Source organism: Synechococcus sp. HK05 (genome assembly GCF_019104765.1).
Classification (GTDB): domain Bacteria; phylum Cyanobacteriota; class Cyanobacteriia; order PCC-6307; family Cyanobiaceae; genus Vulcanococcus.
The window spans coordinates 1-20582 of record NZ_JAHRXJ010000012.1 but is presented as its reverse complement, the minus strand read 5'-3'; the positions used below and the strand labels follow the sequence as shown (position 1 = coordinate 20582).

At 61.8% G+C, this 20582-nt stretch carries 24 protein-coding genes; 10 read left to right on the top strand and 14 right to left on the bottom strand.

All coding sequences use genetic code 11. The features are described 5' to 3' along the window. Nucleotides 1-77: 77 nt before the first annotated feature. Nucleotides 78-1442: a hypothetical protein gene (locus KUL97_RS12720; protein ID WP_217797376.1), complete on the top strand. Its 1365-nt coding sequence runs from the start codon at nucleotides 78-80 to the stop codon at nucleotides 1440-1442. A gap of 55 nt (nucleotides 1443-1497) precedes the next feature. On the opposite strand, the gene KUL97_RS12715 is transcribed toward KUL97_RS12720, so the two are convergent. The 3 genes from KUL97_RS12715 to KUL97_RS12705 form a co-directional block, all read right to left on the bottom strand. After that, complete coding sequence (locus KUL97_RS12715; protein ID WP_217797375.1) at nucleotides 1498-1707, bottom strand: hypothetical protein; 210 nt, start codon at nucleotides 1705-1707, stop codon at nucleotides 1498-1500. After that, a complete protein-coding gene (locus KUL97_RS12710) occupies nucleotides 1707-1904 on the bottom strand; it encodes a hypothetical protein (protein ID WP_217797374.1) in 198 nt (65 codons plus the stop codon). The genes KUL97_RS12715 and KUL97_RS12710 overlap by 1 nt, the downstream gene beginning before the upstream one ends. A gap of 70 nt (nucleotides 1905-1974) precedes the next feature. Continuing rightward, nucleotides 1975-2289 carry a hypothetical protein gene (locus KUL97_RS12705; RefSeq protein WP_254896527.1) on the bottom strand — a complete coding sequence of 105 codons (315 nt, stop codon included), beginning with the start codon at nucleotides 2287-2289 and terminating at the stop codon, nucleotides 1975-1977. 171 nt (nucleotides 2290-2460) lie between these two features. Between KUL97_RS12705 and KUL97_RS12700 the strand changes: the two genes are divergently transcribed. Next, complete coding sequence (locus KUL97_RS12700; RefSeq protein ID WP_368656167.1) at nucleotides 2461-2706, top strand: galactose oxidase; 246 nt, start codon at nucleotides 2461-2463, stop codon at nucleotides 2704-2706. A gap of 10 nt (nucleotides 2707-2716) precedes the next feature. Continuing rightward, a complete protein-coding gene (locus KUL97_RS12695; protein ID WP_254896526.1) occupies nucleotides 2717-3013 on the top strand; it encodes a DUF1651 domain-containing protein in 297 nt (98 codons plus the stop codon). A 425-nt stretch (nucleotides 3014-3438) separates the two neighbouring features. Here the strand turns inward: KUL97_RS12695 and KUL97_RS12690 are convergent, their stop codons facing one another. From KUL97_RS12690 to KUL97_RS12670, 5 genes are all read right to left on the bottom strand, one after another. Next, nucleotides 3439-3600, bottom strand: a complete 162-nt coding sequence (locus KUL97_RS12690) for a hypothetical protein (protein ID WP_217797370.1) — start codon at nucleotides 3598-3600, stop codon at nucleotides 3439-3441. Between the two features lie 128 nt (nucleotides 3601-3728). Continuing rightward, complete coding sequence (locus tag KUL97_RS12685) at nucleotides 3729-4205, bottom strand: hypothetical protein (RefSeq protein ID WP_217797369.1); 477 nt, start codon at nucleotides 4203-4205, stop codon at nucleotides 3729-3731. A 66-nt stretch (nucleotides 4206-4271) separates the two neighbouring features. Beyond that, a complete protein-coding gene (locus tag KUL97_RS12680) occupies nucleotides 4272-4646 on the bottom strand; it encodes a hypothetical protein (protein ID WP_254896525.1) in 375 nt (124 codons plus the stop codon). Further along, nucleotides 4646-5818, bottom strand: coding sequence for a hypothetical protein (locus tag KUL97_RS12675; protein WP_217797368.1), 1173 nt, complete (start codon nucleotides 5816-5818; stop codon nucleotides 4646-4648). The genes KUL97_RS12680 and KUL97_RS12675 overlap by 1 nt, the downstream gene beginning before the upstream one ends. Before the next feature lie 90 nt (nucleotides 5819-5908). Beyond that, a complete protein-coding gene (locus KUL97_RS12670; protein WP_217797367.1) occupies nucleotides 5909-6322 on the bottom strand; it encodes a sigma factor in 414 nt (137 codons plus the stop codon). Between the two features lie 509 nt (nucleotides 6323-6831). Between KUL97_RS12670 and KUL97_RS12665 the strand changes: the two genes are divergently transcribed. After that, complete coding sequence (locus KUL97_RS12665; RefSeq protein WP_217797366.1) at nucleotides 6832-7287, top strand: hypothetical protein; 456 nt, start codon at nucleotides 6832-6834, stop codon at nucleotides 7285-7287. Here the strand turns inward: KUL97_RS12665 and KUL97_RS12660 are convergent. Both KUL97_RS12660 and KUL97_RS12655 read right to left on the bottom strand, forming a co-directional pair. Then, the gene (locus KUL97_RS12660) at nucleotides 7184-8041 is read right to left on the bottom strand and encodes a DNA-binding response regulator (protein ID WP_254896524.1); all 858 of its coding nucleotides are present in this window, start codon (nucleotides 8039-8041) and stop codon (nucleotides 7184-7186) included. The genes KUL97_RS12665 and KUL97_RS12660 overlap by 104 nt on opposite strands. A gap of 56 nt (nucleotides 8042-8097) precedes the next feature. Continuing rightward, the gene (locus KUL97_RS12655) at nucleotides 8098-9030 is read right to left on the bottom strand and encodes a sigma-70 family RNA polymerase sigma factor (protein ID WP_217797365.1); all 933 of its coding nucleotides are present in this window, start codon (nucleotides 9028-9030) and stop codon (nucleotides 8098-8100) included. Between the two features lie 419 nt (nucleotides 9031-9449). Between KUL97_RS12655 and KUL97_RS12650 the strand changes: the two genes are divergently transcribed. From KUL97_RS12650 to KUL97_RS12640, 3 genes are all read left to right on the top strand, one after another. After that, the gene (locus KUL97_RS12650; RefSeq protein WP_217797364.1) at nucleotides 9450-10505 is read left to right on the top strand and encodes a hypothetical protein; all 1056 of its coding nucleotides are present in this window, start codon (nucleotides 9450-9452) and stop codon (nucleotides 10503-10505) included. A gap of 62 nt (nucleotides 10506-10567) precedes the next feature. Further along, entirely contained in the window at nucleotides 10568-12271 is a 1704-nt protein-coding gene (locus KUL97_RS12645) for a DnaB-like helicase C-terminal domain-containing protein (protein WP_217797363.1), read from the top strand. Nucleotides 12272-12300: 29 nt separating this feature from the next. Next, complete coding sequence (locus KUL97_RS12640) at nucleotides 12301-13911, top strand: CHC2 zinc finger domain-containing protein (RefSeq protein ID WP_217797362.1); 1611 nt, start codon at nucleotides 12301-12303, stop codon at nucleotides 13909-13911. A 202-nt stretch (nucleotides 13912-14113) separates the two neighbouring features. On the opposite strand, the gene KUL97_RS12635 is transcribed toward KUL97_RS12640, so the two are convergent. From KUL97_RS12635 to KUL97_RS12620, 4 genes are all read right to left on the bottom strand, one after another. Then, complete coding sequence (locus KUL97_RS12635) at nucleotides 14114-14335, bottom strand: DUF3136 domain-containing protein (RefSeq protein ID WP_368656166.1); 222 nt, start codon at nucleotides 14333-14335, stop codon at nucleotides 14114-14116. Between the two features lie 1327 nt (nucleotides 14336-15662). Beyond that, entirely contained in the window at nucleotides 15663-16553 is an 891-nt protein-coding gene (locus tag KUL97_RS12630) for a winged helix-turn-helix domain-containing protein (RefSeq protein ID WP_254896522.1), read from the bottom strand. A 1041-nt stretch (nucleotides 16554-17594) separates the two neighbouring features. Further along, nucleotides 17595-17993: a gamma-glutamylcyclotransferase family protein gene (locus KUL97_RS12625; protein WP_217797360.1), complete on the bottom strand. Its 399-nt coding sequence runs from the start codon at nucleotides 17991-17993 to the stop codon at nucleotides 17595-17597. A gap of 796 nt (nucleotides 17994-18789) precedes the next feature. Continuing rightward, the gene (locus KUL97_RS12620; RefSeq protein WP_217797359.1) at nucleotides 18790-18891 is read right to left on the bottom strand and encodes a DUF4278 domain-containing protein; all 102 of its coding nucleotides are present in this window, start codon (nucleotides 18889-18891) and stop codon (nucleotides 18790-18792) included. A 481-nt stretch (nucleotides 18892-19372) separates the two neighbouring features. On the opposite strand from KUL97_RS12620, the gene KUL97_RS12615 reads away from it, so the two are divergent. Genes KUL97_RS12615 through KUL97_RS12605 form a run of 3 tightly spaced genes read left to right on the top strand, consistent with a single transcriptional unit; the run spans nucleotide 19373 to nucleotide 20265 of the window. After that, nucleotides 19373-19552 carry a hypothetical protein gene (locus KUL97_RS12615; protein WP_217797358.1) on the top strand — a complete coding sequence of 60 codons (180 nt, stop codon included), beginning with the start codon at nucleotides 19373-19375 and terminating at the stop codon, nucleotides 19550-19552. After that, nucleotides 19533-20009, top strand: coding sequence for a hypothetical protein (locus KUL97_RS12610; protein ID WP_217797357.1), 477 nt, complete (start codon nucleotides 19533-19535; stop codon nucleotides 20007-20009). Before KUL97_RS12615 ends, KUL97_RS12610 begins: the two co-directional genes overlap by 20 nt. 19 nt (nucleotides 20010-20028) lie before the next feature. After that, a complete protein-coding gene (locus tag KUL97_RS12605) occupies nucleotides 20029-20265 on the top strand; it encodes a hypothetical protein (protein WP_217797356.1) in 237 nt (78 codons plus the stop codon). Nucleotides 20266-20582 lie beyond the last annotated feature (317 nt).

Genomic DNA, 20582 nt, shown 5'->3' with positions numbered 1-20582 from the left:
TCGTCTCATCAGGTGAGACGAAGTGGGGGTTCTGGAGCCTGATCAGTGGGAACACTCACGACAGAGATGCGTTTCCCATGGCCACGATTCAGAGCCCCATGCAGCGCTGCAATGCGGTGCTGCGCGCCTTCGGCGCCCGCTACCGGCTGAGAGAGCACCGGCGAAGCCCCTGGATCACGGTGTACCAGCTGGGCAAGGGCGGCACGACCCGCGAGCACACGGTGAAGGGCTATGCCGCAGCAGACCCTGAGGCGATCGAGAGCCTGCAGGACCTGTTGATCGAGGCCACCCGCAGCGGGAAGCCCGCCGTGTTGCCCGACGGTCAACAAGACCTCGTGAGCTCCGATTCGAACGCCCCCTGCTGGCCTGAGATCTGCGCCGCGGTAGTGGCGTTTCAACGGGGCCAGGGGGTGAACATGAACCTGGTGGGTCCGTTCAAGGGCAAGGGCTATTTCTGCTTGCTGCCGGCGGACCGTGCGGCTACTGAGGCAGACGTGCGGAGGTTTGCTCTGCACAGCAGCGAGAGCCTCAAGGCGCGGCTGGAGGACCCAACAGCACCGCTGATCCCGATGGCAACGCACCGCCAGGGCTTCCGCCAGAAGCGCGAGGTGGTGTCGCTATTGCGCCGCGCTGGCTACGGAGCGATTGCACCGGAGAGCCTCAGCGAGGAGCTCAAGGGAATGGTGAACCGCAAGAAGGGAGCCCTGGTGGCTGCCGGTGAATCCAGACGCCGCATCCCGAGCACTACAGCGATTCAGGAGTGGCTGGATCAGGTGGTGGAGGAAGACCCGCTCTGGGGCTGGGTGTTCGCGATGGTGGCCACCTACGGACTCAGGCCCCACGAGGTGTGGCACATCGCCGAACTTCCTGATGCGCAGGGGATGGTGAGCATCGGTGTGGCCGCCCGCCATATCAAGGTGACCAAAACGGGCTTCCGGGTGGCCCTGCCGCTCCCGGCGGAGTGGGTTGAGCGCTATCAGCTGGGTGGAGAGAACGGAGAACAACGACTCGAGGAACTGCGCCGCCGCTACGTGCCCAAGTTCGTCAATGAAGACGGCCAGCCGTTTGATCCTGAACGCGATCTAGTGAAGCGCTGCGATAACAACGAACGGCTGGGTGCGGTGTGCTGCCACAAGCTGCGCAGCTCTGATGCCAAGGCGGAATTTGAGCTGAAAACCAAGCTCTACGCCTGGGTGGACACAGTGCCGGCCCAGGGCAAGAAGAAAGCGCAGAAACGCAAGGAGCGCTGCGTGCCCTATGACCTGCGCCACGCCTATGCGATTCGCGCCCGGGAGACAACGACCTGGAACTACGCGGACGTGGCGGCGGTGATGGGCCACAGCCCTGAGGTGCACCGCCGCACGTATTTAAGTGAGATCACCGGCGAGCAGACCAAGGCGTCGGTGGCGCGTCGGATGCTCGGGGATCAGCAAGCGGCTTGATTCAGGCTCTGCACAGATCTATCAAAAAGGGGGCCGATAGCCCCCTTTCTTGTGGTTATGGCTTGTGGAGCAGAGAGCGGCAGGCTGCCAGCGACCAGAGCTGATCGGAGCGGGGAGCGGCAGGGTTCTTACGCACCCAGTGGATGCCCTGACGGAACACCTTGCGCTGCTGCAAGCGGCAGAGCTTGGAGCGGCTGATGGCGAGGGAGTGGCAGAGCTCCGTGGTCGTGAGCCAATCGCCGTTCGAGCTGTTCTTGGAGCTCATCAGCTGATCCTCCCGAGGGCGAGCTCACAACGCTGCCGGTGCCACAGGAGGTGGGAGCGGGCGCTCGTGGGGTTCTTGGCCACCAGATGGCGCCCGTCTTTCAGGAGCCCTGCGCGACGGATGGCGAACAGCGTGGAACGGCTGATCGCCAGGTGAGCGCAGAGCTCGGCGGTAGTGAGCCAGAGGGTGTCGCTCATGGGCAGCGATGCAAAGAACGCTGCGGCCAGAGCCGGCAGCAGGGGAGGCTACCGGCGGCGTTCTGCGGAATCAGAACTCCTCCTCCCAGAGCCCCATGCGCTCGAGCCAGGCGTCGGATTGCTCAAAGCTCCAGCCGTGATCGGCCTCGAGCACGTCGGCAATGGCGAACATCAGATCAAAGGAGCGGCCGTCGTAGCCGCCGCGGCTGATGGCGGTGCGCTGCAGGGCATTGGCGAGTTGGAGTAGCTCCAGTTCAGCCAGCCAGTCGCCCTGCTCAAAGGCGGCCAGGGCGTGGTCCTGCTGGTAGGTAGGGAGCCCGGTGGTTCGAGAGGTCAGGGCCGCGGAAGGCCCTGAGGCTGCAGTGGGTCTGAGCCAGCTGACCATCGGCAGCAGGGAGGGCAGAAAGGGCAAACAGAAACGGAAGAAGGCGAGCAAAAGGAATCGCGTGAGGCCCTGAAGGGTTCCGACATCGCCCCATCGCTGCTAGTACTGGTGTACGCATGGAGGAGTGTGATGGCGCTGTCTCGATCCAGGGCAGGCCAGTCAGTGGCGCCTGTGGCGCAGGGTGACTGCGAGGCCTGGCCCTATCTCGATGAGGGGGTGCTGCGCCCCAGCCGCAGCCGCAAGGTCTGCATGACCTGCCACTGGTTTCGCCATCACGCTGGGCCGGAATGTATCCCCGTGCTCACCTGTCAGCTGCACCAGGGCTTGATTGCCCAGGGCGAGCACCTGATTCGCCGCTGCCAGGGCTGGACCGATGACATGGCCCTCCAACGGGGCTGGGCACCGGAGGTGGGCTGAGGCTGAGGCGTTGCACGTTGCCAAGCAAGAGACCAAGGTCCCGGCCTGTCCGGCCGATGGCTGGCTGAGCGACGGCCGGCGGGTGTTGCACTTCAAGCCGGTGATCTGGGACCGCTGGCAGCAGGAGCTGGAGATCACCAGTGGGGAATGGCTCGCCGATCAGCAAGCGCCGTTGCTCAAGCGGCGTCAACGGCTCAGCCGTGAGCAAGCCCTGGAGCTGTGGCGCCAACGCTGCTCAGAGGGTTGGACACCATGTGCGCCGCAATGGCAGCCGCCACAACCTCCGCGGATGGTGTTTCTGCGCTGAGAGGCCGCGCCAAACCAACCAATCTCGTCGTCCTTGGCGCGCGAGGCAATGCGTGTAAATCCCGATTGCCCAAGCCCTTGTGGAGTGGCGATGCTGCAGGCACCAACCAAGGGAGGAGCCACCGATGGCTGACACTCCGCCTCAGCACCAGTAGAAGCACCGCTGACTGCAGGCCCCTGCTCCAACAGTCTTCACCCAACCGTGGGCAGGTCGTCAGTTCGGACACTGGATAAGGACGTCTGAACCGTCGACACTCCGCATGCACCGCCACAGGTGCCCCAGGAGAACCAATCGCTCACACCTGGAACGTTCGGCCCCAGGTGCCAACGCCAGCAGCTTCGATCGACCATTGCCATTGGAATGTTGATTACGCCTTGACCCTCGGGCTCTGCCCGGGGGTTTTTGGTGTGCGCGCCTAGTTGGGCTCAGCCGTTCTGCTCACCCGGCTCGGGGTTCACCAAGGCCAAACGGCAGCCGGGGTAGAGCTCTTGGCCGTTTTCCAGCGCCTCCTCTTTGCTGTTGGCTTCGATCTGAAAGGTGCTGGTGCCGGCTTCTGTGTCGACGATCAGTTCGTAGAGGAGCCCCATGACACGTTTTCCGCTGCCTCTGTCGTAGCGACGGTTGGCTGTGGCGAGGAGGTGCGGCGACGGTTCACAGCAAAAAGCCCCGGGCCGTAACCCAGGGCTCTTGATCGCGTGATCCGTGTTGTGGCGCGTCAGCCTTTGCCGGCCCGCACCTCCCAGAACGCCGCACCCACGCTGTAGCTGGCGACGCCGCTCTGCTGCTCGTAGCTCTGGCGCGCCTTGAGTTGGCATTCGATCTCTTTGCAGTCGATCGAATAGCTCCACTGCTTGCGGCCAGGGCGGCGGTTGAGCACGAGGTCTGGAGTGATCTGATAACCATTCCCGTCTTTGCCGGAAGGCAGGAGGGTGAGCAGATCACCGCGTAGGTGAGCCAGGCGCAGCTGTTCGTTCAGTTCCTTCAGCTCATTGGCGAGGAGCTCCTGCTGTTGCTTCACCTCAAGGAGGCGGGAGACGCAGGTGGTGATGGCATCAGCGGTGAACCGCGGATCCTCTGTACCTGCGCTGGCTGGGAGAACTCCGGCATTCGCCAGGAGCAGCAGCGCTTCCGGGGATCCGGGGGTGGGTTCGCCGAGGGCGGTGGGGTTTGTGTTGGAGAGGGTTGTGGTCATACGCGTATGGGTTGTGTGTGTAGTGGGTGGGATCTGAATCGCAAGGGCGCCCTCGGTGCCTGGCGGTTAGGCGCCGAGCGCTTGGATCTGGTTGAGGGCTTCGATGAGTTCGGAGCGGCGCAGGCGTTCGATTGCGGCGGGCAGGGAAGTGCGATCGATGGGGTAGCTGCGCAGGAGGGAGCGGAGTTCCACGACGGAGAGCTCATCCCAGAGGGGGGAGAGGTTGACCGGGCAGCACGGGGCTGGCTTACTGCTGCACCGGCTGGGGGCTTCTTCCATCCAGGGCTCAGCGGCCTGGACTGAGGTGCTTGTGGCTGGGAACTGGTTGGCCAGCTGACTCACCAGTTGGGTGAGGCCGGTGATCGCCTGGAGCAGGGCGGTTTGGAGCTCAGCGGCCTGGCTGGTGGCGCTGCAGGCGCAGGCGGGAGTGGAGACAGACATCAGACAACAACCTGATAGACGACAGAAGGGGTGTGGAGTTTGCGTTCGCTCTTAGGGCAGTAGGCCTCCCATTCGGCGGCAAAGGGATAGGGCTCGGTTCCGCTCACGTCCTGCAGGTCGACCTTCATGCCATCAATGGCGCCCGTGCCTTTCGCACCGGTCACGATGTGGACGTTCTGAGCGGCCTTGCTGCAGAAGTTCAGGCCCGCCTCGGAGTACGCATTGCTGCCCACCAGCGAGGCATTGCGGGCGTGGTAGTCGCCGATGGCGCTGGCGTGCAGGTGGCCGAACAGCGTGTAGTCGACCGTGATCCCCTGGGCGGCGTACTTGCCGGCGATTTCCTGCACGGACTTCTGAACGTTCGCGCCGATCTGGTGGCCGTGCAGGCACAGGAACGTTCGGCCCATCACCTCAAAGAGCAGTTCATTGGCCCGGAAGCCGCAGAAGGCGATGCCATCGGTGCCGGCAAAACCGCGCTTGAGGATCTCGTAGATCATCAAGTCGTAGCTGTCGGTGGCCAGCTCATCACTCCAGCCGAGCTCTTTGTTCACGCGGCTTTCATTGCCGGTGATGCCGTACACCTCAACCTCAAACTGCTCGCGCAGATCGAGCAGAAACGCTCGCAGGATGTCCGCCGCCAGAAGCGTGGCTTTGGAGCGGTTGGTGCTGTTGCTGAGCAGTTCATCGAGGCGGCGATCACTGTTGAGGAAATCCCCCAGACAGGCCACCACCACCTTGCGGGCGCCGTAGCTCTGCCCCAGTTGCTTCACCCGCTGGGCGAGCTTCCGCAACCGTTGAGCTGCCACGGTGAAGTCGTAGCGGTTGGAGGGGAGTTCAACGCGCTCATTGAAGTGCAGATCACTGAGCTGCACGATCAACACGGACTCACCGCCCTCCGGGATGCGGGAGAGCGTCACGCCCTGGGTGAACCCCCGCTCATCGAGCAAGGAGCACAGCTCACGGGAGTAAGCAGCCACGGCGTTCTCCACGCGGGCGTGCTCGCGGAAGGCCTTGCGTTCGATCCGGTTGGTGTCGGCCTGTGCCTGGCGGGCTTTGGCCAGACGCACGTTGAACTGCAGGAGTTCGCGGTCTTGATCATTGCTGATGGCCGGTGTTGGCCCCCGGCCGGGGAGATGACGGGGTGGTTGTTGGCGGTGTTTGGCTGAACCCATAAAGAGATGCAGGTGCGGGAGGCTACTGGTGGTGCTTGAAAAACCTGAGCGGACCCCAAAGGGTTCCGACGTGGACATCAACGTCTGTGCTCAATCGCGCTGGAGTTCATGCAGCGGCACGGGCCGTTGTCCGCAGGCACGGCGGCAATCCAGCCAGCGCTCCAGCGGTACATCCAGCGCTGCCGCAATCTGTTGATCGCTGAGGCCTTGGGCCACATATCGGCGGGCTTTGATCCACAGCTCCCGCAGGCGGTGGCTGATGCGCAGCGAAAAACCTGTATCGCGCAGATAGTGCAGCAACTCGCCTTTGACCTTCGGGACGAGATAGCTGGAGGGGCGATGGCCCAGCGCTGGATCAAAGCCAACGGCGCCTTTGCACAGGCCCTCGTAGGCCGGGCCGAGCAGGTCATCAACGGCCATCGACCAGCGGCGGGCAAAGCGGTGCGCCTGTTGATGGGCAAGGCCCAGGTGTTCACAGGCAAACGCCCGCTGGGCGCTGGTCATCGGCCGGCGCAGACAGCGTTTTGGCATGCAGGGTTGTGCAGGTGCGGGAGGCTACCGGCGGTTCCCTGGATCCCAGTGACCGCCATTGATCTGGTGGCATAAGCCGGCACAACAAACGCCCCTCGCACCACTGCCCCGAGCGGTGTCGGCCCACACGCCTGCACCACCAGAGCCAACACGCCGCCAAAGGCGGCTCCCCGAGAGATCAACGACATTCAGCGCGTGCAACTCCCCAAGGGTTCCGATGGGGAGCAGGGCCCCTTTCGGTGGAGTTGGGGCTGTGTTGTGGGGTTGCGCCCTGGAAGAAAGGCTGAGGGAATGGCCCGCTTGAGCCACACCCCGTTCCGTGAAATCCCCCATCGCGACTTGATGTCGCCAACTGAATGCCCACACTCATCCCACATCTGTGACGCGCTGACCCCACAGCTGTGGGTCAGGTGAGCCCACAGCTGTGGGCGGTGGCAACCGGGGCCTCAAAGCCAGAACCGGTGCAGTGATTCCTCGCTGCCATGACCACCAAGGTTCTGCTCACCCACCACCACCGCGATGCCCTCGAGAACGCCGCTGATCGCGGCTTCTGGATGCCCCTGCCGCTTGAGGCCGAGCAACGCAAGGACGTGATGTATCTCACCTCCCTCAGCTATGGCGAAACCACACTCAAGCAGCTGGTGGAGGTGGCCAGCTTTGAGCCCTGGCGCGAGAGCGATGGCCTCGAGCGCTGGTTGCCGTTCCTCGGCCAACGGCTCGAGCTGCCCCAGCCGCTGCCCCTTGGTGATCGCGGCCTGCTCGCCGGTTGGCTTCCCCGTCAGCGCGAGGCGGTGCAGATCATTGAGCTCGATGCACTTCTGGCCGCTGATCGGCTCAGCGATGTGTTGCTCGGCTCCGGCGCTTGCTGCCACCTGCCGCGGCGGCCTGCGCTTTCCGCCGTGGTGGGCGCAGCTGGCAGGCGAGATCTTGCTGCTTGAGCACCCCGTGCTCCAGACCCCAGATCATCAAGGCGCCCCGGCCAGTGGCGCCTGTTTTTTTGTACAGCTCGCAGAACACCTTGCGCACCGAATCAGCCCGCATCACCAGTTGTGAGCCGATCTCGCGGCTGCTTCGGCCGCCCGCCACCATCCGCACGATGCGCTCTTCTTTGAGGGTCAGCCCGATACCTTCGCTGGCGGGGGTGACATCGGCAAACAACTGCCGCAGACGATCGGAGAGGGCGGGGTCTTCGTAGCGGCCGTTGCGTAGGAGCACGGCCACGCACTGCAAGAGCCGCCCGCTCCCGCAGCGTTCCCGGCAACTGAGGCCATCGGGCCGTAGGCGCCAGAGGTGCACCAGGCGTGAGGCGGCGATGCCTGCGTCCAGGCAAAGAAGGAAGCAGCAGCGCCCGGCGCCATGGCGCTCGCGCATCTGGCTGATCAACTCCACGGCCCCACAATCAGCGCCGTCGTCATCGCAGATCACCAGCAACTTGCCCTCGCTGGGTAACGGAAGTGCCAGACACTCCGCTGTGGAAGAGGCGGTGAACTGCAGGGCTGGCAACAGCAAGGCCGCGGTGTCAAGCAACCGCTGGTGGTTGGAGCAGACCACCAGGGTCCAGCCATCGAGCAGGGTCTCAATCGCTTGCTGCAGCGTGTGGATCTGGCTGCGGAACTCCTCGGGTTGCATCACCCCCAGGTCGATCACCCTGGTGTAGCAACACAACCGCGACTTGCACCACAGAACAACCAACGCCCATAGGTAGTTGCCCCTGGGCGTTGTGTTGGGGGCTGGCCCCTGGAGATGAACTAGGCGTCGAACTCGTTCTTGCGCTGCTCGGCGGCGGTGCGGAGTTTGGTGAGGGCCTGCTCCTCCAACTCCTTGAGTCGCTCTGGCTCCATACCGCCCATGGCTTTGCGCAGCTGGCAGGGGCTCAGGGGCGGACGGCGGAGATAGCGGTTTCGGATGATCTGCTGCTCCTGCTCCTCCAGGCAGGCCATTAAGTGCGGTAGGGCCGAGTGATGTGGATCGCCCGCCTCCAGCTGCTCCTGCTCGGCGGCCTGGCGCTGTGACGCCAGATCCAGACGGGAGCTGCCGGCGTTCTCCTCACTGCCGTCATCGCTGGCCTCCAGCGAACCAGTGCGTGTGGCATCCCACTGCTGAATGAACTCCGCCAACTTCCCCGCAGGCAGCGGCTTGCCATCAAACGTGAGTTGGGCGGCCAGCCACTCCAGGGTGGGTTCATCTCCGGTGTTGGCCAGGTGGTCCTGGCTGAGCCGCAGCGCCTTGATCACCACCGCTGCCTTCTCTGCGGGGAAGCGAATGGCGCGCTTGAACCGCTGCTCGAACTCGGCAAGACCGCGCCGCACCCAGAACGTCGCGTAGGTGGAGAAGCGGTAACCCTTGGTGGGATCGAACTTCTCTGCTGCCCGCACCAGATTCAGTGCGGCTTCCTGCAGGGCATCGGCCGTGGTGTCGTCATGGGCGGGGAGGCTGCAGCGATGGCGGCTCCAGGTGTGGGCCACCAGGCCGAGGTTGTGGCGCACCAGCTGCTCACGAGCCCGTAGGGCACTGCGGCGCACGGGCTTGGGTGCATGGGCCGGGCCATCGGGATGTTGTTGCCAGCGCTGAATCCGGCGGGAGAGTTCCATCACCGTGCGCTCGCATAAGGGGCGATGGGCAGCGCTGGTGTTCAGCCAGGTGTGGACGGTGGAGGCAACGGGTGCATGACGAGGAGGCATGGGAATGGGCGCAACTGCCGGGAGCATTCCCCGTGGTTTCACCCTTGCGCCGCTTGTGCGATGTGGGTTATGGCGGTGGCGCGCGTGAGGCACCCAATGCCTCAGCTGCTACATCCCATGCCTCACGGCCAGGTTTTGTTGATTGAGGTCTGTGCTGCATCCCGTGCCTCAGTCACTGCTGCACCCGGTGCCTCAGGGGTGATGCACCCCGTGCGGCACATCTATATCTCTGAAAGGTTTTAGAGAATCAATCCAAAAAACAAAGACAAACAAGCAAGCCAACAGCCGGCTTTGGGGGGAAGGAGGAATCAGGCAGATGAGCGGCCTTGAGCAGGGCGTTGGTCTGAGTTGACAGGACCTCACGAGCACCGCCAGTAGCCTCCCGCAGCTCGTCAGGGGCTGGTCCTCCTGATCACACCGTGCAGTTCTTCTGCATCCGCAATGAGGCGATCCGTCAGACCCATGCAGCCCTGCAAAGGCTGAGCAATGCGCGGCAGGGTTCGCTCAGGCCAGGGCGGGTGTTGCGGGTCGCTCAGCTCTACGGCTACCTGCAGTGGCGCAGCCGCAGCAACCGTGATGTGCGCGTCACTCTGAGAGATCTGGGAGCAGCCTGGTTCGTACAACCGCGGTTGCTGAAAGCGGATCTGGATGATCTGCAAACCCTCGGTTGGCTGCGCTTCTGCAGCGATGCCAAAGGCACCACGGTGACGCTGATGTCAGCCGCCACGGAGATCGAAGCCTCCGGGCCTGATGAGCAGGACTGCGCATCCCAGGAGCTTCTGCAGTCGCTGGTGACCTCAGCAGAGATTCCGAGCACTTCCGAGACGCAAGCCTGCGCCGTGGTTCAGCCACGAGTGATCGCAAAGACGCAGTCGGAACCCTCAGCTGAGCCCAAGCGTGCGCCGCTGCAGAGCCCATTGATTGCCCAGTTCGCCGCCACCTACAACCAGCACAAGCCCGAGACCTGGCCCGCCTACAAGCCCACTGGCACGCTGTTGGCCAGTCGCCTGCGGCAAGCGATCCGCCACGCCGGTGGCGCTCAGGCATTTGAGGAAGCGCTGATCCGGGCGCTGCGGGGGATGCCTGAGTTCTGGTGCACCGAATACCCGCAAGAGCGCAGCGGCGCGGATTGCGCCCGTGCCTTGCTCCAGGTGGATCGCGCGTCTGAGGGGCGTGGTGTGGAGCACTGGCACATTTTTGCCTGGGGCGCTTACACCGGGCGGCTCAACGGCGGCAACGGTGGGAACACTCCAGGAGTGGGCCAAGGGGTTGCACCGGGCATGCAGGAGAGCGATCTGGACAAAGCCAACCGGCTGCTCTTTTGGAACCGCGATCACTGGCATGGCCGGGGGATCGAGGCCGCCAAGCTCGATCGCTGCGAGAAGCAGCGGTTGGCAGAGCTGCTTGAGGCCCAGGGAGAAGGCATTCCCGGCAGCGCCGCCGAGCAATTCAGCCAGCCCCCCAGACAGCACTGACCCCAAAGGCCAAGTGCTCCGCAACAGCAACCCCACCCGCCTTGTTCCTCGCAAAGCAGGCCATGACTGACTCCATCACCACACCCTCTGCCGGCGCCGCTGACAACAACTCCCATCAGCCGGATCAAACGCCCACCATCCCCGGCGGCTTCGATCCAGCGCTGATCCAGCGGATGATTGATCAGGGGATTTTTATCGAGACCGCCGCTGGGTTGATGGCGGCCGAGGTGCCGGAGGTGCCGGCGACTCACTCACTCGCCGAGCACGAGAAAAACCTCCTGGCTGCCGTCCTGGTGGGAACCGACGATCAACACGAGCGCTGGGGCCTGTTCCGCCGCGCCATTGGGCTGCGGTTTGACGAGATGGTGCCGGGCTCGATCTGGACCCAACCGGGCCTCAGGGCCCTGGCACTGGAGATCGACGAGCTGTTCCGCGGCCGGCGTGACATCGATGTGCTCAATGCCTACGCGATTCGGGAGGACGTGCGGCAACGCGCCCTGGATGGCCGTTTCCGCGGCTCGCTGCTGCAGATAGAAGAAGCCCTCTCGGAGGTGATCGCCTGGGGTGATGACGGCCTGATTCACCCCGAGCTGGACTTCAAAATCGCTTGCCGGCTGTTCCAGAGCGCCAAGGCACGGGCGCTGTTTTATCCAGGGCTGCGCAAGCTCCTGGCGCGTGAGCAGATCGACAACCTCATCGATGACGAGCTGGAGAGCTGCCGCCAGCTCCTCAATGACGCCACCTCGATCACCGCGGGGCGTTACCGCCAGAGCTTCCAGGTCTGCAGCGAGGCCGATGCCCGGCGCGAGTGTCTGGCGCTGGCTTCCCTCCCGGCAGAGCAACGCCCCAAGCCGATCTCCACAGGGATTCCTTCTCTGGACATCGACATGCGTGGCGGCGTTCTCCCTGGAACGGGCGACAGCACCTGGGTGTTGGCGGCTAAGTCCGGTGTGGGCAAAACCACCGTGGGTATTGCGGCGGCGATGGGCCTGGCCATCAATGGCGCCTCGGTGTTGGTGCTCTCTTGTGAATTGAGCCGCCGCGCCATCGGTGCACGGCTACTGGCCAATTACTGCCGCCGCGCCAGCGGGGTGTTCACACCCCGCTACTCAGCCAATGAACTGGAGGGCCGCGGTGAGGTGATCGAGGGCCGCGATTTCGAGTATCTCGATCAGCTCTCTGCTCAGTTCGCAGAAAGCATTGCCCCCAACGGCCAACGCATGGGCCGGGTGCTCTACCAATCGCACTTCGCCGCCACGGTGGAGGAACTGGCAGCGCTGGTGGAGGACTGCAAGAGCGCTCACCCCGAACTGGCTGCAGTAGTGCTCGATCACTTCCACGCCATGGGCCCCACGCCCGGTTACGGCAGCAACACCACCGCGGAACTGGCCGCCAGGGCAACGGCCATCAAGGCCCTGGCTGGCCGCTGTGAACTCGACATTTTTGTGGTGGCGCAGCTGAACCGCGGCGCCTACGGCAACCCCACCGGCCCCGATGTCTCCCACCTCGCCGGCACCTCAGAACTGGAGCGCTACGCCTCGGCGGTGTGGCTGATCGATCGGCCCAAGCTGGATGAATTCAGCAAGCCCAAGCCGGGTGTGCTCGAGATCCACCACGGCAAGTTCCGCCACGGCCAGATGAGCGGAGAAGACGACTGCAGCAAGACCACGATCCGCATGGACCGGGCCCACTGCTATCTGGAAGCGGATGAAGCCAGGCACCTGTTCATCGGCAGCGACCTCTACCCCGGAGTGGAGTGCCTATGAACAGCAGCGGCAAAGCCGCCCCTCATCGGGTGGTTGCAGGAGTTGGCCGGCGTGCACCCAGTGGGCACCCTTCGGGGCGCCCGGCTGGGCTGCTCACGCCGGCGGTGTTGGAGAGCGTGCGTGAACGGGCCCAGATCACGGATCTCTTTGGGCCCGCCGAACTCAAGAAGAGTGGTCGGGATTTTGTGACGCGCTGCCCCTGGCACGACGATCGCCGCCCCTCACTGACTGTGAGCCCGACGCGTAACCGGGTGCATTGCTTTGTCTGCGACAAGGGCACCGATGCCATCGGCTGGCTGCAGGACAGGCAGGGCCTGTCGTTTCAGGAGGCCGTGCTGGAGCTGGCCCGGCGCAACGGGGTGACGGTGGTGGAAGGCGACCCCGAGGCGCAGGCGCGTTTTGAGCAGGAATGGCGCGAGCGCCGTCAGTTGATGGCTCAGCGCGCGGAGCAGCGCCAGCAGTTCCACCAGGCCCTTTTGCAACAGCTGGAGCAGGGTGGCGCTGGCGCTGACTACCTCCGCTCCCGTGGCATCTGCACCGAGACCGCTCGCACCTGGCAGCTGGGGTACGCGGGCGGCCGTCTGACGATTCCGCTCAACGACGCCTCAGGCCAGACCGTGGGCTTCTGCGGTCGCGCCACCGGCAGCCAGGAACCCAAGTACCGCAACAGCACAGGAGACCTGCTGTTTCAGCGCAACGGGCTGGTGTTCGGCTTGGACCAGGCAGCCGAGACCATCCGTAAGGAGGGCACCGCTCTGTTGGCGGAAGGTCCGCTGGATGTGATCCAGCTCCACCAGGCGGGGTTCACCCATGCGGTGGCCTGCCTGGGCACGAGCGTTTCGGAGTTACAGCTGCAGCTGCTTAGGCGCCAGGGGATGAAGCACCTGCTGATGGCTCTCGATGGCGATGGCGCGGGGCAGGCCGCTACACAACGCCTGATTGAACAGTTGCAGCCGCAGCTGGTGAACGGTGGGTTGAGCGCCTCGGTGGTGCAGTTGCCCGAGGGCCATGACGCCGACGGGTTGATTCGCAGCCAGGGTCCCACTGCTGTTGAGGGCCTGATCGTCTCAGCCCAGCATTGGTTGGAGTGGCGACTGGACCGGCTTCTGGCTCCGCTGGCCTCAGGCAGTGCTTCCCCATCACTGGAGACTCTCCAAGCGGTGGAGCAGGCCGGTCAGGCCCTGATTGAGCAGCTGCCTGACGGGGTATTGCGCCGCTCGGCGGAGCAGCGGCTGAACGTGGCTCTGCAGGAGCAGGGCGACAAGCCGTCATCAACCCGGGCCAACGCCCCGAGCAACGCTGCGCGCATCGAGCCCTCCGCATCCACCGCTCGACAGCGGGCCGAGCACCGCGCCCTGCGGCTCTTTCTGTATGCAGCGGAGTGCCGCGAACTGCTGCGGTGCATCGCGTTCAAGGACCCCGTCTGCCGAGGTGCCATGGAGTGGCTGAGCAATCTGGCCTTGGTCACCGTTGACGGGGAGATCACAGCGATGGGATTGCAACTGGCGGATCAGTTGCCTGGTGCCATTGGCGCAGCCATCGCTCAGGCCGCAGCCACCAGCCCTGATGTCATCGCGGTGTTGCAGCGTGATCCGCAGACGGAACTGCAGGCACTGCTCGATGCTCTCGAGCCGATCTGAAGCCGCGATCGCTGTGGTGACGGCTCGTTGTCTTGCTGCTGTCTGGCTCCCGCAGCTTCAGCCAACTTTCAAAAGCTCATCACCTTTGGTTTAGGAAGCAGGCGCTCGATCTGGTGCTCCAGGTCGCCAGGCACAGTCCTCAGGATCAGTTCAGATCGAGGCAAACGCTGCCGAATAGGCAAATTCGTCTGGCCCACGGTGGTCAGTGCTCGGAGCGGCTCAGGCTGGCGATCTGCTCACGTCTCAGGAGAAAGAAGAGCTGTTGGGGATCTCGGTATCGCCGCGGTAGGCACCCATGCAGTGTGGCGAGCCGACTCCAGCAGACCGTTCGCCTGGCTTTGTTTTCGCTCACGCCGTCACGGACCAGGATGCGCAGCGCCTTGCAATACGTGGGGTAGCTGGCCTCCAGTTCGTCAATCGTCAAGGGGCTCGTATAGGTGGGTGTGGTCATCTATGCCTTCTCATGGCAGTCTCTATCCGACTGCATCGCAAAGGCACAGCGCAAGACCCCGTCTGGGGGTAATCGCGGTATTCGTAGCAATCATCACAAATATGAGCTGTTGAGTCGTTCGGTGCCCCGGTCGAACGAGCTGACCTAACCGTGCTGGAGGAATACAGCTTGCGTACCCCTACAGCGACCGGTGTGAATCAGTCATGCCAATCAGTGATGTCGTGCTGCTTCGAGGCTGCAGTCAGCTCGCTGGGTTCAGCACTCAAAGAAGACGGATCGGCGTTGAGCTGCGCAGCGGTCATGGAGAGTGGCGCACCTACCAGCTGCTAGCACTTCTGCTCTGCGCTTTTCAGCTTGTTCCGGGTGGATGTGGAGAAGCTCGATGGCTGATAGCACCTGCAGTGTCGCAATGAAAACAGTTTGTCTGGGTGCAGGCACTTGTTTGTCGCCTGGTTGGCTGATCCCAAAGCTGATCAGTCCTTTTGGAGCTTAATGGGTGGTTTGGTGTGAATCTGACTGAATCAAACCCATGCTTAAGCCATGATCATCATCCAACGTCGCGACGTGTTCACAGGTCTGTGGGTGGACACTGTTGTGCGTCATTCCATCTGGAATGCTCGGCGAACAGCCAGGCGGAACTGCAGGCGATCGGGTCACGACTATCGAGTCGTCGCCGCACAAAGTGGAGCGGTGTTGGAAACAGCCTTTGCGGCAGAGCTGGGGTTTTGCTGTCCAATCAACAGCAGGGTGACCAGACGTCCGCATTATGGTCTTGAACCATGGACATAAGCTGGATTCTGTTGCCATCACTACCTTCATTAATGTCATAGCTGGGTCGATCCCAAAAGAAACCTAGTACTTCTGTGACAGATCTCTGATCACCTTTTCGATGGGATGAGATCAGGCCATTGCCATGTTCGTCATCGAAAGCCTTTATCCCGATGGATGGAAACCCATCGGCCATGCCACACAGGAGTACTGGGCCTATCAGGAAGCTCAACTGAGGTCTTGCTCTGATGGACGCCATTACAGAATTGTTGATCCTTCGTGCATGCGAGTGATGGCGCTGGTCTCTGCGAGTCGGCGGACAACGCTATCCGAGCGTGGATCACTGCTATTAAGGTGACTGCCGCAGGGATGCAAACATCCAAGCCAGCAGGGTCGACACGGCCGCCCCAAAAGCAAAAACCGCGATCAATAGGTCTGTGCGTTCCATCAGCTCAGAATCACACGAAAATTCTGGATTTTCGGTGCGATCGGTAGCCCATGTGTCGATTTCCTGCTCGCCTGCGACAGCAACCTATGGAGGTGGAAGGCCCCATTGACGTGCTCGCCAGGCATCGAGGTCGATGACATCATCGTCTCCAGCTTGCGGGCCGCCCTCCGGCTGACGCTGTAACCGTCGAAACATGTAGCCCACGCCGCGGATGGTGAGTATTAACTCAGGGTTGTCTGGATCAACCTCAAGCTTGGCTCTCAGGCGTGATACCGCAGAATCTACAAGTCTGCGAACTGATACAAATTCTGAGTCAAACCCCCACACGAGTTGCACAAGCTCCCTGCGGCTGAGCGTTTCCCCTGCCCTGCAGATGAGCGCTTCGAGCAGTTTGCACTCCAGTCCAGTCAGTCTGATCCGTTGCTGCCCCCGCCAGGCCTGGCGACGCTCAAGATCGAGATGTAACTCTCCAAGAATGAGTGAATGCGGCAGCGGCTGTTCCGCTGGGGGGGCAGCCCCTTTTGCTCTACTGGGGATCCGCCTGAGCACAGCTCGGATCCGTGCTTCCAGCTCCCTTACGCTGAAAGGCTTGATCAGAACGTCATCAGATCCCAGCTGGAGTGCTGTTACTCGTTCCGCGAGATCATGGTTTGATTTCAGGAGAATGAGGGGTTTATTGGAATGCTGCCGCAATGCCATCAGATGACATAGCCATTGCTGGCCATCGAGGATGATCAGATCTGGTTCGGTCAGTCTTAGCAATCGCAATGCGTCGGCAAGGCGATTCGTGATGAGAACACTGTACCCAAGCTTGATGAGTCGGGTTGGTAGTTCCTCATGGATCGGTTCTTCAAGATCAACTAGCAGGACTCGGATCGACGTCGTTTGGGGAGGTGTCATGGCGTCGACCAGCTGGAATCCTGCCAGAGCGTGGCGTGATTGTAATTGAATGATCCGGAAGAACCATTCGTCCATCGAAGGCTGTGATTCAGGTGGTAATTGCAGTTGTCGATACTTTTCTCTGAGTTCAACGGTTAAGATTGTCCGTGTGCCAGCAATGCGAAGAGCTAATAGCTGTTGCGATTGAGTGCATCCCAGTAAAGGCAGCGCTGATCAGCGAGGGAGGACCCTCCGAGTGGATCTGTGTCTTTCTGGTTCTTCGTCGGATATGACGTCAGCCGTTCGGCTGCGATGGCAGATAGCCAACAGGTCATTGCGACAGCGATGTATCCCATAGGTCAAAAGCAATCACTGAATTCTGAAGGTCATGAATAACGTGTGTAAGTTCAGTGTGGACAATGTGGCCGATTTTGGGTATTGATACTCAACGGCGCGCATCAATGATCACCACTGCACAGTAGTGATTGCGACATCAGACACTGAATGACTGGGTTTCGATTGAATTGTCCCGGCGGCCATCGTCATTGCGCCATGGACCGCCGAGCTTTGTTGTTTCATCGTCTTGCCTGGTATGGAAATTCTCTTTGTCGTCTTGATCTGCTCCGCAGCAACACTTGCGGCGGCGCGTATGGGTCGCTAACCAGGATATTCCGCTCGCATAAGGCCGACGCCAGCGCCGTGGTGTTGATCCGGTCGGCCGCTGAGCGGATTGCCAGCTGGCATGTGCGTGTAGCACGACAGATCGCCCCTCCAGCGTTAGTTGCATTGCTCAGTTGACTCGGTGGCCTCATGATCGAGCTCGCCAAGTGTTCCGCAGCGCAGATAGCGGTAATGGCTCTTGGAGACGCTGCCGGCGTCGATGTAGTCGGCCACGGCGTGCTCGGTCAAATCAAGCACGCGATGGCTTGTTCCGTGCCTTGCTGTGCGCGTTCGAGCGGCTGTCATGGCCCGCAAACGGGTTCGATAAACGTTCTGGCCTACCAAATGCCATTGTCCATTGACACATTCTTCCAGTCGAAACATTGGGTGTGCGCTACTCATCCCAGCCTGCCTAGGCATGGAATGCGTGCCAGTTAATTTAAGCTCTGCGTTGGGATCGCGGTCTGCGTGTGGATCCTATTTGTCTTCACGTTCGATGTAGACCCAGGCTCTGCCGCCCGATTCCAAAGGCGCTTGAACGCGCACGTATGCTTCCACCTCATAGGCGTCAGCTTTGCTTAAGTCCTCATCTGTTAGTTCGAACACAGTCCCTGGAACGCGATGACGGACATTACCCGTCGCTCGAATCATGGGGTGATTCACCTGGCCACTGATCTGGATGACTTCAGGATCCGTAATTTTCAGGCTTGTCACGATGTAGCCGATAATGCCATCTGCGCGACCGTTCAGGGGCCTGCCAAAGGTGCTGATCTGCACATGCTCTTGTTGCAACGTCCCATAGGAGAACAGGAGATGAACTGGATGATTACCCACGTCGATCAGGCCTGACGCTGCCGGCTCCAGCCATGACTGCATAGATAAATGGAGAACGCTTCTGCCTCATCGAGTGACTTCAGTGATATGTGTTCAACGAGCTTGCGTTGGCCCTGAGGTTGCTCCACTTCATGTCTGGCAACGTACTGGAGACTGGTTTCTTTCACAATGGTCCATTGCCCGCGATAGGGTGTCTCATGATGAACCATTGTCGCCAATAGAGGGTTCTGATACTGCGTAGTCATGGCATCACGAACTGAAGATTGGGGGATTGCCACGCTTGCCAACTCAAGCGATCCATGCACTTAAGCATTGGCCGCTAACGACGTCATCCGTGTAGGGATCGCTACTGCAGTACAAATATTCATCACTTGCTTTGGAAATCTTTGTATATCCCAAGAATCTGTCATGCATGGCTTGCTCTCTGCTTGATTCACGAAACCTCAACGGTTGCAACCCGGCCAACGGTGCTGAAATCCTGAATTCATCTTGCACTGTGGTCGTCACCTAGGCCATGAAGGAGTCGTGCTTTTTATCCAGCCGGCAGAGGGCCTCACCCCTCATTCGCTCTAGCGCGCAGCGCGGGCCCCTCTTTCCCCTTGGATCTGGATGGCTGGCTTCTCTGTGTTCTTCTGCGATCTGGAGCGCTGCAGCATTCAGCCGGTGCGATGGACCCTGACTACGCCATCGCGCAGGTGCCGATGCTGCGGGCTGGTGCTTGTGCCGAATGAACTGCTCGAGGGCGTGGATCCGCAACAACTGCTGCAGGAGTGGGTCCAAGCACGGGCATGAAAAAGCCCCGCCTCGGCGGGGCTCTGTGATCATTCGATCAGGGTGATCACTTCTTGTAGGAAACGCCGCGGTAGGCAAGAACAGGGTGCTGCAGAGGAGCAGCTTGCTTGTTCTGCTGGTACTTCTGGCCGCGATAGGTGAGGGTCATGGTTGTGATCCACAGGTAAGTCCAGGTCCCCGTTCCATGGCCTGGATCGAACTGCGCCCCGCGGATGCGGGGTGAACGTCTTGGTAGCGGTTGCTACAAGGGAATCATCAGCCCAAGTGCGCAGGGTTGTCGTTCGCTGGGCTACATAACCCGGGTGCCGCCAACATTCTCAGACACTTCTTAACACTGACCTGACCTGAGAACCACGTCCGCCTGAGAAGCGTCCTGAGCTCGGCGTGCAACAGCTCTGGCAGGAGGAGGAGCTGGGCCGCCCTCTCCCGCGTCGGCGCGAGCGATTACGTCATCGTTGAGGCAAGAGCGAGCTGCCCAAGCTCTACCCACTGCCCACTCATCTGTGGATGGACAACGGCCCGGAGTTCAACCGCTTCGCAGAAGCCCAACGGTTGCCCCAACGCCTTGCAGGAGTGGTGGGGCTGCTCCTGCTGCATGGAGCTAACGGTTGATTCAGAGGCGCCTTCGTATGCCGGATCAAACCAAGGTGTTGCATGCCGAGCTCTGGCTGCTCGCCGGGCAGCTCCCGTCAAACTCCAGCGCTGCCATCGCTCAGGCCGAAGCCACCAGCCCTGATGTGATCGCGGTGTTGCAGCGAGATCCGCAGACGGAACTGCAGGCGTTGCTCGATGCTCTCGAGCCAATCTGAAAACAACCCGGGCCTCAACCCTCGCCTTCGTCTGTTGTTGCTGGAATCCAGTCGATGCGTTGAGCACGCGGCCATGTCGTCAGGAACAGCCTCCAGGCGATGGTGGGGGCGCCTTGTGTTCGGGCTCTCTGCAGCCGTGGCCGCACTAGCTCTCACGCAAGCTGTCCGATCTGGTGGCGACTCCGCCGAAGCTCCTGCGTTGGCGGTTAATGAACCGATCACCGTGGTGAATGCCCATTTGCTTGCTGCCGGGTGGTCACCGCAGCCAGAGCAGGAGCCGCTGCTGTTTGAGCGAGAACGCGCCGGGAACAACCTGGCGAGCCTGAGCGCCTGCTCCGGAACGGGCATGGGCTTTTGCCGGTACGACTACCGGCGCGGTCATCAGCAGTTGGCCGTTGTCACGACGCCCGGTTCAACAGGTGATGGTGTGGTGCACAGCTGGTTCAATCCGGACTGAGCGCAGCGCCGCCGATCCGGTGAGACATCTCCTTCTGATGCTGCTGCTCCTGGCATCGGGTTGCAGCCTCGAACCTTCGCCCTGCCGCGATGGAGGTCGATCCTGTGCCGCGGCTCAGGCACCGGCGGGACTGCGCGGCGTGCGCAAGGGGTATCGGATCATTCGATCCCAGTGGATGGATAAGACCAATAAGGAATCGGGTGTGCCGGATATCGGCATCAAGGCTGAATGGGCTCCGCTGGTGGAGCGGGAGTGAACGGAGCAGCGTCAACGGCTGACAATCCACCATGCCTTTTGCACCATCGTGGTGTTGCAGTTTCACGACACGTGCTCGCAGGAAGTCTGGCTCTGTTGATCGGGCTGAGTGGTACCCGGGTCCAAGAGGTCTGTGCTCGATGGAGCAATCGCCGCATCACCGGCTCTGAGGCCTACGGGATCCTTCAGCTCAAGCAGTTGCCTCCAGCGCCATACCCCGGCGCAACGCAGGCTGACCGTATGGATGCTGCCGTGGCGCAAGTATGCAGGTCTCGGCTACAGCTTCCGGGAACCTGAATTTTCAGCAAGCGCATGCCG

Excerpts from the sequence above, each read along its gene's own strand:
- KUL97_RS12710 (WP_217797374.1), bottom strand. The coding sequence starts at position 1,904 with ATGAGCGACACCCTCTGGCTCACTACCGCCGAGCTCTGCGCTCACCTG.
- KUL97_RS12705 (WP_254896527.1), bottom strand. The coding sequence starts at position 2,289 with ATGGTCAGCTGGCTCAGACCCACTGCAGCCTCAGGGCCTTCCGCGGCC.
- KUL97_RS12615 (WP_217797358.1), top strand. The coding sequence starts at position 19,373 with ATGCCGGATCAAACCAAGGTGTTGCATGCCGAGCTCTGGCTGCTCGCC.
- KUL97_RS12655 (WP_217797365.1), bottom strand. The coding sequence starts at position 9,030 with ATGCCTCCTCGTCATGCACCCGTTGCCTCCACCGTCCACACCTGGCTG.
- KUL97_RS12610 (WP_217797357.1), top strand. The coding sequence starts at position 19,533 with ATGCTCTCGAGCCAATCTGAAAACAACCCGGGCCTCAACCCTCGCCTT.
- KUL97_RS12665 (WP_217797366.1), top strand. The coding sequence starts at position 6,832 with ATGACCACCAAGGTTCTGCTCACCCACCACCACCGCGATGCCCTCGAG.
- KUL97_RS12625 (WP_217797360.1), bottom strand. The coding sequence starts at position 17,993 with ATGCAGTCATGGCTGGAGCCGGCAGCGTCAGGCCTGATCGACGTGGGT.
- KUL97_RS12680 (WP_254896525.1), bottom strand. The coding sequence starts at position 4,646 with ATGTCTGTCTCCACTCCCGCCTGCGCCTGCAGCGCCACCAGCCAGGCC.
- KUL97_RS12620 (WP_217797359.1), bottom strand. The coding sequence starts at position 18,891 with ATGACCCTCACCTATCGCGGCCAGAAGTACCAGCAGAACAAGCAAGCT.
- KUL97_RS12715 (WP_217797375.1), bottom strand. The coding sequence starts at position 1,707 with ATGAGCTCCAAGAACAGCTCGAACGGCGATTGGCTCACGACCACGGAG.
- KUL97_RS12685 (WP_217797369.1), bottom strand. The coding sequence starts at position 4,205 with ATGACCACAACCCTCTCCAACACAAACCCCACCGCCCTCGGCGAACCC.
- KUL97_RS12675 (WP_217797368.1), bottom strand. The coding sequence starts at position 5,818 with ATGGGTTCAGCCAAACACCGCCAACAACCACCCCGTCATCTCCCCGGC.
- KUL97_RS12630 (WP_254896522.1), bottom strand. The coding sequence starts at position 16,553 with ATGGACGAATGGTTCTTCCGGATCATTCAATTACAATCACGCCACGCT.
- KUL97_RS12670 (WP_217797367.1), bottom strand. The coding sequence starts at position 6,322 with ATGACCAGCGCCCAGCGGGCGTTTGCCTGTGAACACCTGGGCCTTGCC.
- KUL97_RS12645 (WP_217797363.1), top strand. The coding sequence starts at position 10,568 with ATGACTGACTCCATCACCACACCCTCTGCCGGCGCCGCTGACAACAAC.
- KUL97_RS12690 (WP_217797370.1), bottom strand. The coding sequence starts at position 3,600 with ATGGGGCTCCTCTACGAACTGATCGTCGACACAGAAGCCGGCACCAGC.
- KUL97_RS12720 (WP_217797376.1), top strand. The coding sequence starts at position 78 with ATGGCCACGATTCAGAGCCCCATGCAGCGCTGCAATGCGGTGCTGCGC.